General features: G+C 64.1%; 14 protein-coding genes and 1 pseudogene. 7 read left to right on the top strand and 8 right to left on the bottom strand.

Annotated elements, in window-relative coordinates; all coding sequences use genetic code 11:
* Positions 1-5 precede the first annotated feature (5 nt).
* Positions 6-1,669 (bottom strand): annotated as a pseudogene (locus ACVI1L_RS31015) (thiamine pyrophosphate-binding protein).
* 137 nt (positions 1,670-1,806) lie between these two features.
* Between ACVI1L_RS31015 and ACVI1L_RS31010 the strand changes: the two are divergent.
* Together ACVI1L_RS31010 and ACVI1L_RS31005 are read left to right on the top strand one after the other, a co-directional pair.
* A complete protein-coding gene (locus ACVI1L_RS31010) occupies positions 1,807-1,956 on the top strand; it encodes a hypothetical protein (RefSeq protein ID WP_456784637.1) in 150 nt (49 codons plus the stop codon).
* 594 nt (positions 1,957-2,550) lie between these two features.
* Positions 2,551-4,041, top strand: coding sequence for a methyl-accepting chemotaxis protein (locus tag ACVI1L_RS31005; RefSeq protein ID WP_225160670.1), 1,491 nt, complete (start codon positions 2,551-2,553; stop codon positions 4,039-4,041).
* A 151-nt stretch (positions 4,042-4,192) separates the two neighbouring features.
* Here the strand turns inward: ACVI1L_RS31005 and ACVI1L_RS31000 are convergent, their stop codons facing one another.
* The 5 genes from ACVI1L_RS31000 to ACVI1L_RS30980 all read right to left on the bottom strand — a co-directional run bounded on the left by ACVI1L_RS31000 (position 4,193) and on the right by ACVI1L_RS30980 (position 8,444).
* A complete protein-coding gene (locus ACVI1L_RS31000) occupies positions 4,193-5,338 on the bottom strand; it encodes an acyl-CoA dehydrogenase family protein (RefSeq protein ID WP_456784636.1) in 1,146 nt (381 codons plus the stop codon).
* A gap of 12 nt (positions 5,339-5,350) precedes the next feature.
* On the bottom strand, positions 5,351-6,178 hold the full coding sequence (locus ACVI1L_RS30995) for an SDR family NAD(P)-dependent oxidoreductase (protein WP_456784635.1): 828 nt from the start codon (positions 6,176-6,178) through the stop codon (positions 5,351-5,353).
* A gap of 217 nt (positions 6,179-6,395) precedes the next feature.
* Positions 6,396-6,800: a MaoC family dehydratase gene (locus ACVI1L_RS30990; RefSeq protein WP_076826486.1), complete on the bottom strand. Its 405-nt coding sequence runs from the start codon at positions 6,798-6,800 to the stop codon at positions 6,396-6,398.
* On the bottom strand, positions 6,797-7,252 hold the full coding sequence (locus tag ACVI1L_RS30985; RefSeq protein WP_028344581.1) for a MaoC family dehydratase N-terminal domain-containing protein: 456 nt from the start codon (positions 7,250-7,252) through the stop codon (positions 6,797-6,799). The genes ACVI1L_RS30990 and ACVI1L_RS30985 overlap by 4 nt, the downstream gene beginning before the upstream one ends.
* A 7-nt stretch (positions 7,253-7,259) precedes the next feature.
* Positions 7,260-8,444, bottom strand: a complete 1,185-nt coding sequence (locus tag ACVI1L_RS30980; protein ID WP_253587148.1) for a lipid-transfer protein — start codon at positions 8,442-8,444, stop codon at positions 7,260-7,262.
* Between the two features lie 95 nt (positions 8,445-8,539).
* On the opposite strand from ACVI1L_RS30980, the gene ACVI1L_RS30975 reads away from it, so the two are divergent.
* The 3 genes from ACVI1L_RS30975 to ACVI1L_RS30965 all read left to right on the top strand — a co-directional run bounded on the left by ACVI1L_RS30975 (position 8,540) and on the right by ACVI1L_RS30965 (position 11,610).
* A complete protein-coding gene (locus ACVI1L_RS30975; protein ID WP_456785632.1) occupies positions 8,540-9,334 on the top strand; it encodes a TetR/AcrR family transcriptional regulator in 795 nt (264 codons plus the stop codon).
* On the top strand, positions 9,264-10,820 hold the full coding sequence (locus ACVI1L_RS30970) for an acyl-CoA synthetase (RefSeq protein WP_456784634.1): 1,557 nt from the start codon (positions 9,264-9,266) through the stop codon (positions 10,818-10,820). Before ACVI1L_RS30975 ends, ACVI1L_RS30970 begins: the two co-directional genes overlap by 71 nt.
* Positions 10,821-11,013: 193 nt before the next feature.
* On the top strand, positions 11,014-11,610 hold the full coding sequence (locus ACVI1L_RS30965; protein WP_057019693.1) for a DUF2889 domain-containing protein: 597 nt from the start codon (positions 11,014-11,016) through the stop codon (positions 11,608-11,610).
* A gap of 116 nt (positions 11,611-11,726) precedes the next feature.
* Here the strand turns inward: ACVI1L_RS30965 and ACVI1L_RS30960 are convergent, their stop codons facing one another.
* Together ACVI1L_RS30960 and ACVI1L_RS30955 are read right to left on the bottom strand one after the other, a co-directional pair.
* On the bottom strand, positions 11,727-13,340 hold the full coding sequence (locus ACVI1L_RS30960; protein WP_456784633.1) for a winged helix-turn-helix domain-containing tetratricopeptide repeat protein: 1,614 nt from the start codon (positions 13,338-13,340) through the stop codon (positions 11,727-11,729).
* Between the two features lie 79 nt (positions 13,341-13,419).
* On the bottom strand, positions 13,420-13,683 hold the full coding sequence (locus ACVI1L_RS30955; protein WP_456784632.1) for a hypothetical protein: 264 nt from the start codon (positions 13,681-13,683) through the stop codon (positions 13,420-13,422).
* 25 nt (positions 13,684-13,708) lie between these two features.
* On the opposite strand from ACVI1L_RS30955, the gene ACVI1L_RS30950 reads away from it, so the two are divergent.
* Both ACVI1L_RS30950 and ACVI1L_RS30945 read left to right on the top strand, forming a co-directional pair.
* Positions 13,709-14,722, top strand: a complete 1,014-nt coding sequence (locus tag ACVI1L_RS30950; protein ID WP_456784631.1) for a methyltransferase — start codon at positions 13,709-13,711, stop codon at positions 14,720-14,722.
* A 92-nt stretch (positions 14,723-14,814) separates the two neighbouring features.
* Positions 14,815-16,155, top strand: a complete 1,341-nt coding sequence (locus tag ACVI1L_RS30945; protein WP_456784630.1) for an MFS transporter — start codon at positions 14,815-14,817, stop codon at positions 16,153-16,155.
* The last annotated feature ends 4 nt before the right edge of the window (positions 16,156-16,159 follow it).

The following is a 16,159-nucleotide window of genomic DNA, read 5'->3' as shown; positions in this document are numbered from 1 at the left end:
ATGCCCTAGCGCGTGGCCTGCGGCGCAAAATCCTTGCCGACCGACAGCGCACGCTGATCGACTAGGCAGTGCAGGATCGCGGGCTTGCCGGAGGCCAGCGCGCGCTCGAACGCGGGCGCGAAGTCTTCGGTGCGCTCGACCCGCTCGCCATGGCCGCCGAACGCCTTGGCGTAAAGCGCGAAGTCCGGGTTCTTGAGCTGGGTGCCGACGACGCGGCCCGGATAGTCGCGCTCCTGATGCATGCGGATGGTGCCGTATTGCGCGTTGTCGATGACGATGACGATCAGCGGCGCGTCATACTGCACGGCGGTGGCGAACTCCTGCCCGTTCATCAGGAAGCAGCCGTCGCCGGCGAACGCCACGACGACCCGGTCCGGATGATGCCGCTTGGCCATCACAGCCGCCGGCACGCCGTAGCCCATCGAGCCCGAGGTCGGCGCGAGCTGCGCGGCGAAAGCGTGGAAGCGATGGTGGCGGTGAATCCAGCCGGCATAATTGCCGGCGCCGTTGCAGACGATGGCATCCTTCGGCAGGCGATCGCGCAGCCAGGTCACGACCTCGCCATACTGGAAGCTGCCCGGCAGCTCGCGCGGCTTGTCGGTCCAGGCGAGGTAATCCGCGTGCGCCTTGGCCGCCTCGCCCTTCCAGGCCGGCACTGCCGCCGGCATCATGGTCTCGACCGCGGCGGCAAAGGCCGCAGGCGTCGCCTGGATCGCCAGCGCCGGCTGGTAGACACGGCCGAGCTCCTCGGCGCCGGGATGGACATGGATCAGTTTCTGGCTCGGCACCGGAATGTCGAGCAGCGTGTAGGACGAGGACGGCATTTCCGACATGCGGCCGCCGATCAGGAGGATGACGTCGGCGCCGGTGATGCGATCCCTGAGCTTCGGACTCGGGCCGATGCCAAGATCGCCGGCATAATGCGAGTGGTCGGCGTCGAACAGCGAGGCGCGGCGGAACGAGGTGGCAACCGGCAGGTCGAAGCGCTCGGCGAAGCGCGCGATGCCCTTGGCGGCCTCCGCGGTCCAGGCCGAGCCACCGAGCACCACGATCGGCGCCTTGGCGCCGGCGAGCATGCTGCCGAGGCGCTCGAGATCGGCCGGCGCAGGCCAGGTCGCTGCAGGCTCGACCTTCGGCGCGTCGGCGACCGCGGCGGCTTCAGTCAGCATGTTCTCCGGCAGCGAGATCACCACCGGACCGGGCCGGCCCTGCAGCGCGACGCGGAAGGCGCGCGCGACCAGTTCCGGAATGCGATCCGGACGATCGATCTCGACCGCCCATTTCGCCATCGTGCCGAACACCGCCTTGTAGTCGAGTTCCTGGAATGCCTCGCGCTCGCGCATGCCGGTGTCGACCTGGCCGACGAACAGGATCATCGGGGTGGAGTCCTGCATCGCGATGTGCACGCCATGGGCGGCATTGGTCGAGCCCGGACCGCGGGTGACAAAGCAGATGCCCGGACGTCCCGTGAGCTTGCCATAGGCCTCCGCCATCATCGCGGCCCCGCGCCCTCGGCGCGGCAGATCACGACGTCGATCGGGCTGTCGTGCAAGGCGTCGAGCGCCGCCAGATAGCTCTCGCCCGGCACGCAGGTGACGCGCTCCACCCCTTGCGCGACCAGCTGGTCGATCAGGATCTGGCCTCCGGTGCGGGCATTGCTTTTGGTCATGAGGGCTCCATGCAAGTACTGGCGCGCGTTTGAGCTTCGCGCGGATCGTCGTCCCACGGGGTATGATAGACGGAAATAGGGTGCAAGGCCGAAGCTGCGTCTCCCGCGCGCAGCGGCGCCAAGCCATGCGGTAGGCAATGGGCGACGCCGTTTCGTCATCGATTTCCGCAGAGCGGACGATCGCCGGCAGGATTGAAGCCGCCGGCCGGCAAGCAACGCAGGTCACGATCGTCCGGCTCGAGGGCGATCTCGTTGCGCTCGCGCGGGACCACGACGCCGGTCTGTGACCCCGATCGGGTCTCGCGCGGCATGATCAACCTGCGCGGGCTTCTTTCATGAACACCCGCATCGACGATGCGGCCGCCCTGTCATCACGAGGCGCCGATCGACTCAACAGAGCGCAGGCGAAAGAATGCTCGCACGCCACATCGCCAAGACCGACAGCGCGTGGCCGCCGAGACGATTGCAGTCAAGAGCTCTCCGCTGCGCGCGATGGCGTGGCACAATCTGCATGAGCCACACGTTATGTGCACGATAACAATCATTAGGAGCGCACGCGTGTGCTTCCGTAAGATTACGGTGCAGCGATCGGCCGCTTCACATCTTCGTCGCCGGATCGCGCGGATTTCACGGCAAATCGCGGTGTTGTGCGACGTTTTCGTCTGCGCTCATCGCGAGCATCGCGCGTTCGACCTGCGCGAGCGCACGCGGCGCATTGCGCGCCCTTCTTGGTGGAACTCGAATCGCCTACCGTTCCACGCAGTCAGAAATTGTAAATCGTGTAGCGCACCTGCGTGGGGCCGGCGGTGGAAGGCATTCCGTCGCCGATCAGGTGCAACGTTTCAATTCACCAAGATCATTATCAAGGCTGGAGGCAATGCATGTTGGGGATGAAGAGCGTCGCAAGCGTGATCGGCTCGGACAGTTCGTACCGGCTGTTCGACGACATGCCGATCAGTGTCATGCTCTGCGAGCTGGACAATTTCAAAATCACCTACATCAACGAGTCGACGCGGCAGAACCTGAAGAAGATCGAGCATGTGCTGCCGGTGAAGGTCGACGCGCTGATCGGGCAATCGATCGATATCTTTCACAAGAACCCGCAGCATCAGCGCCGGCTGCTGTCCGACCCGAAGAACCTGCCGCACAAGGCGCGCATCACCATCGGCGGCGAGACGCTCGATCTCACCGTGACAGCCATGACCAATTCGCGCGGCCGCTACACCGGCCCGATGCTGACCTGGGAGCTAGCGACCGAGAAGGCGCGGCTTGAAACGCAGACCGAACGGCTGTTGCAAATGCTCGACAACATGCCGATCAACATCATGATGTGCGACACCGACTTCAACATCACCTACATCAACCAGACCAGCCTCAAGACGCTCGACACCGTGAAGCACCTGCTTCCGGTGGCGCCGGACAAGATCCTCGGCAACTCGTTCGACATCTTCCACAAGAACCCGGCGCACCAGCGCCGCATCGTCGGCGATCCCAAAAACCTGCCGCATGCGGCCAAGATCAAGCTCGGTCCGGAAACGCTCGACCTGCGGGTCTCCGGGCTGACCGACAAGCGCGGCAACTACACCGGCGCGATGCTGAGCTGGTCGGTCGTGACTGGCAATGTGAAGCTGGCGGACGATTTCGAGAAGGACGTGAAGGGCCTTGCCGGGATGCTGGCGTCGGCGTCGACGCAAATGCAGGGCACTGCGCGATCGCTGACGACGACCGCCGAATTCGTCAATCAGCGCTCGGCGAGCGCGGCGTCCGCGTCCGAGGAACTGTCGTCCTCGGTCAACGAGATCAGCCGCCAGGTGGCCGAGGCGAGCCGCATTGCCCGCATGGCGGTCGACGAAGCCGAGAAGTCCGACAAGCTGGTCGCGGGTCTCGTGACCATGGCGCAGAAGATCGGCGACGTCGTCGCCCTGATCAGCCAGATCGCCGGCCAGACCAACCTGCTTGCGCTCAACGCAACCATCGAATCCGCGCGGGCCGGTGAGGCCGGACGCGGCTTCGCCGTCGTCGCCTCCGAGGTGAAGGCGCTGGCCAACCAGACCGCCAAGGCCACGGAAGACATTTCGGCGCAGATCAACGAGATGCAGGCCGCGACCGGCAACACCGCCACGGCGCTGAAGGCGATCTCGCAGGTCATCGTCCAGATCAGCGAGATCTCGACCGTGATCGCCAGCGCGGTCGAGGAACAGGCCGCGGCCACCAAGGAGGTCACCGCAAACATCAACGGCACGACCAAGGCGATCGACGATGCCAGCAAGGCCGCCGAGAACGTGCTGGCGGCCTCCGGAGAGCTCGCCAGCAACGCCTCAGAGCTGGAAGTTCAGGTCGACAAGTTCCTCAAGAACGTACGGGCGATGTAGCGGCGCACGGCCGAAGGAGATGAGCGCGCACTCACCCCTCCGCGTCATTGGGGCGATGCGCGAGCATCGAACCCGGAATCTCAAGCCGCAACTTCGAGATTCCGGGTTCACGCTTCGCGTGCCCCGGAATGACGGCCAAAGACGCGCCCGCCTACAGCGAACGCGCGATCAGGAGCTTCATGATTTCGTTGGTGCCGCCATAGATCTTCTGGATGCGGGAATCGATGAACATGCGCGAGATCGGATATTCCTGCATGTAGCCGTAGCCGCCATGCAGCTGCAGGCATTCGTCGGCGGTCTCGACCTGCTTCTGCGAGCACCACCATTTCGCCATCGACGCCGTCACGGTGTCGAGGTCGCCGGCGACCAGGCGCTCGACGCACCAGTCGACGAACACGCGGGCGATCATCGCCTCGGTCTTGCGCTCGGCAAGCTTGAAGGCGGTGTTCTGGAATTCGAGCAGCGGCTTGCCGAACGCGGTGCGCTCCTTGGTGTATTCGGCGGTGATCCTGACCGCGCGCTCCATCGAGGCGACCGCGCCGATCGCGAGCGACAGCCGCTCCTGCGGCAATTGCTGCATCAGCTGTACGAAGCCGTTGCCCTCCTCGGCGCCGAGCAGGTTCTCCGGCGGCACCGTGACGTTATCGAAGAACAGCTCCGACGTGTCTGATGCGTGCAGCCCGATCTTGTCGAGGTTGCGCCCGCGCCGGTACCCCTCGGCGCCCGCGGTCTCAACCACGATCAGCGAGATGCCCTTGGCGCCCGGAGCCCCGGTCCGCGCCACCACGATGACGAGATCGGCGGCCTGGCCGTTGGTGGTGAAAGTCTTCTGGCCGTTGATGACGTAGGAATTGCCCTGCTTCTTCGCCGTGGTCTTGACGGCCTGCAGATCCGAGCCGGTGCCGGGCTCGGTCATCGCGATGGCGCCGACCATCTCACCCGACGCCATCTTCGGCAGCCAACGTTTCTTCTGCTCCTCCGAGCCATAGTTGACGATGTAATGCGCGACGATCGCGCTGTGCACGGAGACGCCGGTGGTCAGCTCCGGCACCGTGCTCTCGAGGTCATCGAGCACGGCGGCGTCATAGGCGAAGCTGGCCCCTAAGCCGCCATAGGCCTCGGGCACGCTCGGCAGCAACGCGCCCATCTCGCCGAGCGCGCGCCAGGCCGAGCGATCGACCAGCTTCTGCTCGCGCCATTTTTCGGCGTGCGGCGCCAGATCCTTGGCGAGGAATTTGCGGAACTGGTCTCGGAAGGTGTCCAGCTCCTCGGTCATCCAGGACGATCGGTAGTGCATTCTGCCCTCGTATTAAATCAGAAGACCGCCGCCGGCGACGATCACCTGACCACTGATGTAATTCGATTCCGGAGCGCAGAACAGATAGACCGCATCGGCCGCCTCCTCCGGCGTGCCGCCGCGGCCGAGCGGGATCATGCGGCCCATCGCCTCCAGCATCTGCGGCTGGACGCCGACCTTGATGTCGCGGCCGGCGACGTCGATGGTTTTCTGCTGGGTCTCGATCGGCTGGGTCAGGCGGGTGTTGATCAGGCCGAACGCCACGCAATTGACGTTGACCTTGTAGCGGCCCCACTCCTTGCACATCGTGCGCGTCAGCCCGATCAGCGATGCTTTGGCGGACGAATAGCTCGCCTGCCCGGCATTGCCGTAGAGGCCCGCGATCGAGGAGATGTTGACGACCTTGCGGAACACCTCGCGGCCCGCCTCGGCCTCCCTCTTCGCCATCACTCGGATCGGCTCCGACGCCGCGCGCATGATGCGGAACGGGGCGACCAGATGGACGTCCAGCATCGCCTGGAACTGCTCGTCGGTCATCTTCTGGATCGTCGAGTCCCAGGTGTACCCGGCATTATTGACGATGATGTCGAGACCGCCGAACCGCTCGATCGCGGCGCCGACGAAGCGATCGGCAAAGCCGGCTTCGCTCACGCTGCCATTGACCGCGATCGCCTCGCCGCCCATGGCCTTGATCTCCGCGACGACCGCATCGCCCGGCTCGGCATCGAGGTCGTTGACCACGACGCGCGCGCCCTCGTTCGCGAGCTTCAGCGCAATCGCGCGCCCGATGCCGCGGCCGGAGCCTGAGACGAGCGCGACTTTGCCTTGCAGCTTTGACATTCAAACCTCCCTCAAACAACGTGATCTTTGCGGTATGCCCGCCTCACCTCGCCCCGCTTGCGGGGAGAGGTCGGAACGCATCGTCAGATGCGTTCCGGGTGAGGGGGTACAGGTCTCACCACCTCCAGAGTGCGCGGAAGCAGCCCCTCACCCCAACCCTCTCCCCGCAAGAGCGGGGCGAGGGAGCGCACAATCCTTCGTGGCGAGACCTTTCGCGCTACAGCGCGATAACCGCCTCGCCGGCGAGCTTGATCTCGCCGTTCTGATCCCTGGTAGTCAGCGCGAGTATTGCGCGCCTCTCACCGCCCTGCTCGACCAGCTCGGTCACCGTGCCCTCGCAGGTCAGCTTCGCGCCGAGCTGGGTGATCGCCGCAAAGCGGGTCGAGAACGAGCGGATGCGCGACGGCGCCACCGCGTCGGTCAGCGCCTGGCCGAGATAGCCCATCACCAGCATGCCGTGCGCGAACACGTCGGGGAAGCCGGCCGCCTTCGCGAAATCGATGTCGACATGGATCGGATTGTGATCGCCGGAGGCGCCGCAATACAGCGCGAGGCGATGGCGGGTGATCGGTGGAAACTCCTTGTGGACGATGCGGTCGCCGACAGAGGGAGAGCTGCTCATGACGGCCTCGCATTGCGTACCACGACGGTGCGCGAGACATCGGCGACATGGACACCGTTCTGGTTGGTGACCGGGGTGTCGACCACGATCAGCGTCATCGCCCCGCCCTTCTTGTCGGTCACGCCAGTGACGCGCGGGCGGAAGGTCAGGGTGTCGCCGACCACGACGGGCGCATGATAGTCGAAGCGCTGCTCGCCGTGCAGCACGCGCGCCAGATCGATGTCGAGCGCCGTGAGGAACTCGAACGGGTCCGGCGCATCCATCATCTCGAGGCAGAACAGATAGGTCGGCGGCACCGGCGCCGCCGTGAAGCCGGCCGCCTGCGCGGCCGTCTCGTCGCGATAGACGGCATTCGTCTCACCGAGCGTATCGAGGAAGAAGCGCAGCCGCCCCGGCTCGACGCGCGCGGTCACGGGCGTAAATGTACGCCCGACAGCGGATTGATCGACCATGAGTACCTCAAGCGCGTTCGTAGAGCGTCACGACGCAGGCGCCGCCGAGGCCGAGATTGTGTTGCAAGCCGACCCGCGCGCCCTCCACCTGCGTCGCCGCAGCGGTGCCGCGCAACTGCCGCGTCAGCTCATAGCACTGCGCAAGCCCGGTGGCGCCGAGCGGATGACCCTTCGACAGCAGCCCGCCGGACGGGTTGGTGACGATCCTGCCGCCATAGGAGTTGTCGCCGTCGTCGATGAATTTCGCGGCCTCGCCCTCGCCGCACAGGCCGAGCCCCTCATAGGTGATCAGCTCGTTGTGCGCGAAGCAGTCGTGCAGCTCGACGACGTCGAGATCATCAGGCCCGATGCCGGCGGCCTCATAGACCTTGCGCGCGGCATCCCGCGCCATGTCGTAGCCGACCACCTGCATCATGTCTGACGCACCGAAGGTCGAGGGCGTGTCGGTCGTCATCGCCTGCGCCGCGATGCGGACCTGCTTGTTGAGGCCGTGCTGGTCGGCGAATTTCTCCGAGACCAGGATCGCGGCGGCGCCGCCGCAGGTCGGCGGGCACGCCATCAGCCGCGTCATCACGCCAGGCCAGATCACCTGGTCGTTCATCACGTCGTCGGCGGTGACCTCTTTGCGGAACAGCGCCAGCGGATTGTTCTTGGCATGACGGCTCGCCTTGGCGCGCACTTTTGCAAAGGCGGAGAGCGGCGTGCCGTATTTCTTCATGTGGCTGAGGCCGGCGCCGCCGAAATAGCGCAGCGCCAGCGGCACGCCGGGCGCGTCGACCAGCTTGTCGGCCGCGGCGTCGAAATCGTCGAACGCACTGGGACGGTCGGTGAACACGGCCCCGAGCGCGCCGGGCTTCATCTGCTCGAAGCCGAGCGCCATCACGCAATCGGCCGCGCCCGACTCGATCACCTGCCGCGCCAGGAACAGCGCGGTCGAGCCGGTCGAGCAGTTGTTGTTGACGTTGACGATCGGGATGCCGGTCATGCCGACCGGATAGAGCGCGCGCTGCCCGCAGGTGGAGTCGCCATAGACGTAGCCGACATAGGCCTGCTGCACGCGGCCGTAGTCGAGCCCGGCGTCGGCGAGCGCCAGCTTCGCCGCTTCGGCGCCCATCACGTGATACGGCGCATTGGCGCCGGGCTTGACGAACGGGATCATGCCGACCCCGGCAATATAGGTGCGTGACGTCATCGCGTGTCCTCCCGGAAATTACCCACTGGACTATTTGTTACCCATGGGTAATATACGGGCGATCTTCCGGAGTCAATGCGACAACAGCCGACGCGATGGACGCCCACTCCCCCTCTTCCAGCAACGAGTCGCCGTGGCTGCCATTCGAAAGCCGGCGCCGCGCCCGCGACGAGAAGCGCGAGGCAGTGCTGCGCACGGCCGTAGCCCTGTTCCTTGAACAGGGCTATCACCGTGCCACGCTGAACGACGTCGCCAAGCGGCTCAACATCACCAAGCCGGCGCTCTACAACTACTTCCGCGGCAAGGACGAGATCCTGTTCGAGTGCTGGTCGATCGGCAATGAGCTGGTCGACGAATGCATTGCCGAGACGTCGGCGGGCGGCGGCTCGGGGCTCGACAAGCTGCGCAAGCTCACCGTCCGCTATGCCGAGCTGATGACCGCGGACTACGGCAAGAGCCTGGTCCGCTTCGACATCCGCGATCTCAGCGAGGACAACCGCAAGATCGTGCAGACTGCCAAGCGGCGGATCGACCGCGCCTTCCGCGACTATATCGCACAGGGCGTCGAAGACGGTTCGGTGAAACCGTGCGACCCGAAGCTCGCGGCTTTCGCGATCGCCGGCTCGCTGAACTGGATCGGCCACTGGTTCCAGCCGGGCGGCGAGCTGAGCGGACGTGCCGTCGCTGAGGAATTCGCGATCCGCCTCACCGAAGGCATCGCCAAAACAACAACGCAAATGACATCAACGCGCAAGACAACGGCGCACGAGAAGGCGGACAAACCGCCTCACAAGGGAAACGCATCAAGGGAGGAGACGAGTGAACATCACGCACGGACTGCGGCGCGCGCTGCAGGTCAATCCAAACGGGCTCGCGGTCGTCTGCGGTGAGCGGCGGCGCAACTGGCGCGAGGTCGGCGAACGCGTCGCCCGCCTCGCCGCCGCGATCCGCGGCCTCGGCGCCCAGGACGGCGACCGCGTCGCGATCCTGTCGCTGAACTCCGACCGCTATCTCGAGCTCTACCTCGCCGTCGGCTGGGCCGGCGCCGTGATCGTGCCGCTCAACATCCGCTGGTCTCCGATCGAGAACGAGGACGCGCTGCGCGACTGCCGCGCAACGATCCTGTTCGTCGACAGGGCGTTCGCGCCGGTCGGCACGGCGCTGGCAGGCGCCGTCCCCGGCCTGCGGCTGGTCTATGCCGACGAGGGCGACACGCCTGCCGGCATGGCGAATTACGAGACGCTCATCGCGCGCAGCGCGCCTGTTCCGGATGCGATGCGCAGCCGCGACGACCTTGCCGGCATCTTCTACACCGGCGGCACCACCGGCCGCTCCAAGGGCGTGATGCTGAGCCACGGCAATCTGATGGCCAACGCGCTCAACGCGCTCGGCGAAGGCCTATGGCCGAGCAGCACGATCTATCTGCACGCGGCGCCGATGTTCCACCTCGCCAATGGCGCGGCGATGTATTCGGTGCTGCTGTCCGGAGGATCCAACGTCGTAATCCAGGGCTTTACGCCTGACGGCGTCGCGGCCGCCGTGCAGAAGGAGCGCATCACCGACGTGCTGCTGGTGCCGACCATGATCCAGATGTTCGTCGATCACCCAACGCTCGGCAATTACGACCTGTCGTCCTTGAAGCGGATCTCCTACGGCGCCTCCGTGATCAGCGACGCCGTGCTGATGCGCGCCATGAAGGCGCTGCCGCATGTCGAGTTCACGCAAGCCTACGGCATGACCGAGCTGTCGCCGATCGCGACCCTGCTGCACTGGAAGGAGCATATCGGCGACGGCCGCGCCAAGGGCCGGCACCGCGGCGCCGGCCGGGCGACGCTTGGCGCCGAGGTCAAGATCGTCGATGCGGAGGACAAGGTCGTACCGACGGGCACCGTCGGCGAGATCGCGGTGCGTGGCGACATGGTGATGATGGGCTATTGGGAGCGTCCGGAGGAGACCGCGCGCGCCGTGATCAACGGCTGGATGCACACCGGCGACGGCGGCTACATGGACGAGGACGGCTTTGTCTACGTCGTCGACCGCGTCAAGGACATGATCATCTCCGGCGGCGAGAACGTCTATTCGGCCGAGGTCGAGAACGCGCTCGCCCAGCACGCGGCGGTGGCGCAATGCGCCGTGATCGGGATCCCGAGCGAACGCTGGGGCGAGCAGGTTCACGCCGTCGTGGTGATGAAGAGCGGCGTCAGCGCCACGCCGGAAGAGCTGATGGAGCACTGCAAGATGCTGATCGCCGGCTACAAATGCCCGCGCAGCGTCGACATCACCGCGACGCCGCTGCCGCTCTCCGGCGCCGGCAAGATCTTAAAGCGCGAGCTGCGCAAGCCGTATTGGGAGAACCGCGAACGGCGGGTGAGCTGAGGGATGCTCTCAACGTCACCCCCGTCATTCCGGGGCGATGCGAAGCATCGAACCCGGAATCTAGAGATTCCGGGTCTGGCGCTAACGCGCCATCCCGGAATGACGACCTCTCATGACGCCATTCGACCGCGAGCGTTGACATCGGAGCGCACGGCCGATTGGATCAGCTCTAGATTCAATCCAGCGAGTTCCGATGTCCGCACCCGATACCAATGCCGACGGCAAGCCCCGCCGCCTGATGCACCGCCGCTCCGTCGAATGTCTCGGCTATCTCCGTGACGACGGATTGTGGGAAGTCGAGGCGCAGCTGGTCGACACCAAACCCTATGCCCGACAGGACAAGCATCGCGGGCTGCAGCAGCCCGACGATCCCGTGCACGACATCCGCCTGCGGCTCGCGGTCGACGACAGTTTTACGATCCGCGAGACCGGCACCACGATGGCCTCAACGCCCTACCCGTCCTGCCTCGACGTCGAGGGCATCTTGCAGCGCCTGGTCGGCGAACGCATCGGCAAGGGCTGGCGCGAACTGGTCCGTCGCAAGATTGGCAAGCTCGAAACCTGCACCCATCTCGCCGAGCTGCTGGGTCCCGCGGTGACGACGCTGTTCCAGACCGCAACCTCCGGCAAGGACCCGCAGGGCCGCGGCGCGCTCGATCATCAGCGCGATGTCACCGAGCCGCCATTCTTCGTCGGCGGCTGCTATTCATGGCGGCTGGATGGGCCTGTCGTCGCCGAGACCTTTCCGCAGTTCGCGCAGAAGCCTGTCGAGGCGAAGCCGGGTTCGTGAGTGGTGCTCCTGCTCCGCCGCTGACCAAGACGGGAGTATGGCGCGCCGCTGCTGGAGCTCAAATGTAGCTCCTCGTCGCAGCTTTATCCCATTCACGCAGATGATCGAACGCGGCACTAGCTCTCCGGCACGCCGGCCATGCGCATTCCCTCATAAAAGCGCTTACGCTTGGCGAGCCATACCGGATTGTCGGACAGGAAGACGACATTGACGTCGTATCGACGAATGCTGAAGTTGGGATCGAGCGCCAGTCCGGCTTTGGCACTGGATTGTGCTTCCTCGAGGTCTCCCATCATGGCCAACGCGCCAGCCAAGTGAAAGTGAGCGAGCGCAAAATTGGGATTAGCCTCAATGCTCCGGCGAAGCCAGTCCAGCGCCTCGAGGTCTGCATTGGTGCAGGACATCAACTTGGCCATCCCGACAACCATGATCCAGAGAAAGGCACGCGTATCGCGAGGGGACAGTCGTAACGCCTCTTGAATATGCCCCTCGACTTCCTCACCACGCCCCAGCGCATGCTTCCCGAGGCCAATAAACCCATGCGCATCGGCCAAATTCCGATCGAGCGCCAGCGCCTGGCGACATTCAGCGATACCCTTTGCAGCGCGGTGCGTCCGAATTTGAACCGCGCCGAGCAACATGTGGGCTCTGGGGTGATTGGGCGCACGCAACAACACGCCATTCAGCGCCTTCTCCGCGGCCCTGAAATATGCCGGTCCGTCATCGGCCATGGAGGAAGAACCGATCGCAAAATCGACCTGAGCCGCGGCAACCGCTGCTTCAATATTGTCGGGATCAAGCGCGAGGGCGCGCATGAAGAAATCCCTTGCTCGCGCCATAACCGCTGGCGCTATTCCTTTATTCAGGACAGCCCCGCCCTGAAAATAGAGATCCATCGCGTCCGGCTGGGGCAACCGTTCTGCCCGTCGTGCTTCGGCCTTGATAAGCTCGGCGTTCAATGTATTGGCGAGCCGGGATACGATCTCATCCTGCATGTCCAGCAAGTCGGCAGCGGGCTTGTCGAAGCGCTCGGCCCACACATGGGCTCCGGTTTCCGTGTCAGTCAACTGAACGTTCAGGCGAAAGCGATTGCCGCCGCGTTGCACCGACCCTTCCAGCGCGTAACGGACATTCAATTCGCGACCGATCTCCCTCACGTCCACCGCCTTTCCCTTGAAGGTGAACGCAGTGCCCCGGCCGATGACGAACGCGCCGGCGATGCGCGACAGGTCGGTAGTCAGACTGTGAGTCACGCCATCGACAAAATATTCCTGCTCCAGATCGCCGCCAATATTTGTGAATGGTAGAACAACAATGGACAGGTGTGGGACCGAAGATGAACCCGCTGGCCTTCCGGCGTTGTCCGGCATCGACGAGGTCGTGACACTGGCAGAAGCCGGGCGGTCGGCCTGCTCGCCATCCACGACCAGCATGTAGCCGCGGCGAGGCAAGGTTCTCAGGGCCAATCGGCCCGCCCCTCCCAAGGCCTGCCTGATGTCGCCGATGGCCTGGACAAGCGAGTCTTCCGTGACCTCGCAGTCCGACCAGACCTCATCCAATATCTCGTCCTTATGCACCAGGCGCCCGACACGTTGCGCGAGGAGCCGCAGCACCGCCCAGGCTTGAGGACGCAACGGCACGATGTCGCCGCGCCCGTCGAGCAGCAATTCGCGGGCCAGGTCCAAGGTCCGGTCGCCGATCACAATCGAAGGCTGCGATGACTTAAGCAAGAACGCCTCGTTGGGCCATTTCGGAAAATATCGGCAGAATATCGGCGAGGTTTCGGGACCTGGCGGCAATTGTACAGCATCATCTTGCGGCGCGGGATAGCAAAACCGTCCCGAGCAGCGATTCACCAAAAGCGGTCAGCGCCAGGCAGGCCTCCATGATCAGTTCTGTCATCCATACTGCGCTAAGTATTTCAGGTTTCAACCCTTCCCCAATTGCGGGGACGGACCGGCGATGCGGTCCCGGCGTCAGCGACACCGAGATCAGGGTCGGCCAATCAATGCCGCGCAGCGCGCCGCTTTCGAGCCTGAGCAGGTTTGCCCGGGAGTGCTGGACCGGCACCAACGAGCAACATGAGGGGGAATGATCGATGGCCTCTGTCCAAGCATCCGCAAGATTGCTGCACCTTATTCAGTCGCAGCGCGTGACCGCGGTCATCTACGTCGCCGCGAAGCTGGGGATCGCCGAGCTCCTGCGCGATGGATCGCGGCCCCTTGGCGAACTCGTCGAGGCGACCGGTGCGAACAAGCAGGCGCTCCGCCGCCTGCTGACCGCGCTTTCGACCATAGGCATTTGCACGGTCGCTGAAGAGCGATACGCATTGACCGAACTGGGGGCTTGCCTTGACGGGGCCGCAACCCAGTCCCTCAAGAACTGGACGATCTTTGAAGGCCAGTTTCTGACCGAATCGTGGACCGGGTTGCTGGACTCGATCATGACCGGCAAGACCGCCGCGCAACTGCTTGACCATGAAAACAGCTTTGATCTGATGGCGCGCGATCCGGAGATGGTCAGCATATTTAATGCGGCTATGACGGAGGGGACCCGTCTGGCGATTCCGGATATCCTGGGGGCCTACGACTTCGGTGCGTTCGCTCATCTCATGGATGTCGGCGGCGGCTCCGGCGAACTCGTTGGCGCCATAGCCGGGCAGCATCCGCATATCCGAGGGACTATTTTCGACCTTCCGCGCTGCGCCGAATCCGCGACTGGCCATCTGAGGCGCAGCGGGCTCAGTGATCGCGTCGAATTCATGGCCGGCGATTTCTTCCAGACGATTCCATCGATCGCGGATGCCATCGTCATGAAGAACATCATTCACGATTGGAACGATGAGCGCAGCATGGTCATCCTCGCAAACTGTCGAAGGGCGCTCCCCGGAGGGGGCGTGCTCCTGCTTATCGAACGGGTCATGCCGGAATTCCCGAGCGTAAGCGATGCGCACAGGGAACAGACGCTGACCGATCTGCTCATGCTTCGCGGTCCTGGCGGTCTCGAAAGAACGGAAAAGCAGTACGCCTGGCTGTTTCGCGAATCCGGCTTTACTCACACCGCGACCTGTCCGGCCGGGCGTCTCAGCGTCATCGAGGCAAAGGTCACCTGAGCTTTCGAGGTCAGACCATTACTCGCGCGCAATGGAGCAGCGACTGGTTTGAAGGACATCATAGGCAAAAGCATACTTTGGAAGGAACAAGAATGCATCTGCCTGCTGCAAGCAAGTCGTCGTCGCCGATATTGGAGAACCCGGCGTACAAGGCAGTGTTCGCCAAGGTCGACTGGCGCCTTATGCCTTTGCTACTGATCGCCAGCATGGTCGCCTTTCTCGACCGCATCAACATCGGCTTCGCACAGCTTCAGATGAAGCAGACACTGCCGTTTGATGATGCAGTCTACGGACTCGGCGCAGGCATCTTCTTCGTCGGATATTTCCTGTTTGAGGTGCCCAGCAATCTTCTTCTGGAAAGGATCGGCGCGCGCAAGACTCTGTTGCGGATCATGGTGCTCTGGGGATTGGCGGCGACCGCCATGATGTTCGTATCGACGCCGCTCCAGTTCTATGCGGCGAGGTTCTTCCTTGGTGTCTTTGAGGCCGGCTTCGCCCCGGGCGTGCTGCTGTACTTGACATACTGGTACCCGTCGGTGAGGCGCGGGCAGGTCATCGCGATCCTCGCGTCGGCGCCCCCCATTGTGATGTTCATCGCGGGTCCGCTGTGTGGTTCGATCCTGAAGTATTTCGACGGCGTCAGCGGTCTTTACGGCTGGCAATGGCTGTTTCTGATCCAGGGGTTGCCCGCGCCAATCCTCGGCGTTCTCGTGTATTACCTGCTCAAGGACAAGCCGTTCCAGGCCGCGTGGCTCTCGAAGGGGGAGAAGGCGCTGCTGGACGATGCTTTACAGCATCACGAAGAGAACATCGTGAAGGCGACCTCGGGGACGTTCCGGCAGCTGCTGCGAGACCCGAAGGTCTACCTGTTGTCGCTGGCCTGTTTTTGTCTGCTGGGCGCCAACTACACGATGGTGTTCTGGATGCCGACCCTGATCCATAGCTGGGGAGTAAAGGATCCGCTACTGGTCGGCGTCTATCACGCAGTAGCCAACGCTACGGGTATCGTCTGCATGATCCTGATCGGTCGTCATTCGGACAAGCGGCGTGAGCGCCGCTGGCACTATGCGACCTGCGTCACGATTGCCGCCGGCGGCTTGTTCTTTCTCATGTTGCTCCACGGCACTTTTGTTGGTTCGATCCTGGCTCTCTCCTTCGCCGTCATCGGGTTTGTGTCAGCGCCGCCGCTCTTCTATGCGTTGACCAGTGAGTATCTCTCAGCAGGCGCGGCGGCCGGCGGCCTTGCCCTCGTCACCAGCCTCGGAAATCTCGGTCCGGCGGTAAGCCCGTCGATCACCGGGTTCATCGTGCGGAACACCGGCGACAACATCTATGGCATGTACTTCGTCATGGCGCTGTACTTGCTCTCCGGCGCACTCCTGCTGCTGAGCATGCGGCCCGCAACGAATGAGTTGCTCCTGTCGAGGAGTTGACCCA

It is taken from the genome of Bradyrhizobium sp. USDA 4516, assembly GCF_054055915.1.
Note: the sequence above shows the minus strand (reverse complement) of the source record. Positions and strands in the feature narration are given on the sequence as shown.

What these genes read in the sequence shown, in the direction of transcription:
- ACVI1L_RS31010 (WP_456784637.1), top strand. Translation starts at nt 1,807, where the DNA reads ATGGGCGACGCCGTTTCGTCATCGATTTCCGCAGAGCGGACGATCGCC.
- ACVI1L_RS31005 (WP_225160670.1), top strand. Translation starts at nt 2,551, where the DNA reads ATGTTGGGGATGAAGAGCGTCGCAAGCGTGATCGGCTCGGACAGTTCG.
- ACVI1L_RS31000 (WP_456784636.1), bottom strand. Translation starts at nt 5,338, where the DNA reads ATGCACTACCGATCGTCCTGGATGACCGAGGAGCTGGACACCTTCCGA.
- ACVI1L_RS30995 (WP_456784635.1), bottom strand. Translation starts at nt 6,178, where the DNA reads ATGTCAAAGCTGCAAGGCAAAGTCGCGCTCGTCTCAGGCTCCGGCCGC.
- ACVI1L_RS30990 (WP_076826486.1), bottom strand. Translation starts at nt 6,800, where the DNA reads ATGAGCAGCTCTCCCTCTGTCGGCGACCGCATCGTCCACAAGGAGTTT.
- ACVI1L_RS30985 (WP_028344581.1), bottom strand. Translation starts at nt 7,252, where the DNA reads ATGGTCGATCAATCCGCTGTCGGGCGTACATTTACGCCCGTGACCGCG.
- ACVI1L_RS30980 (WP_253587148.1), bottom strand. Translation starts at nt 8,444, where the DNA reads ATGACGTCACGCACCTATATTGCCGGGGTCGGCATGATCCCGTTCGTC.
- ACVI1L_RS30975 (WP_456785632.1), top strand. Translation starts at nt 8,540, where the DNA reads ATGGACGCCCACTCCCCCTCTTCCAGCAACGAGTCGCCGTGGCTGCCA.
- ACVI1L_RS30965 (WP_057019693.1), top strand. Translation starts at nt 11,014, where the DNA reads ATGTCCGCACCCGATACCAATGCCGACGGCAAGCCCCGCCGCCTGATG.
- ACVI1L_RS30950 (WP_456784631.1), top strand. Translation starts at nt 13,709, where the DNA reads ATGGCCTCTGTCCAAGCATCCGCAAGATTGCTGCACCTTATTCAGTCG.
- ACVI1L_RS30945 (WP_456784630.1), top strand. Translation starts at nt 14,815, where the DNA reads ATGCATCTGCCTGCTGCAAGCAAGTCGTCGTCGCCGATATTGGAGAAC.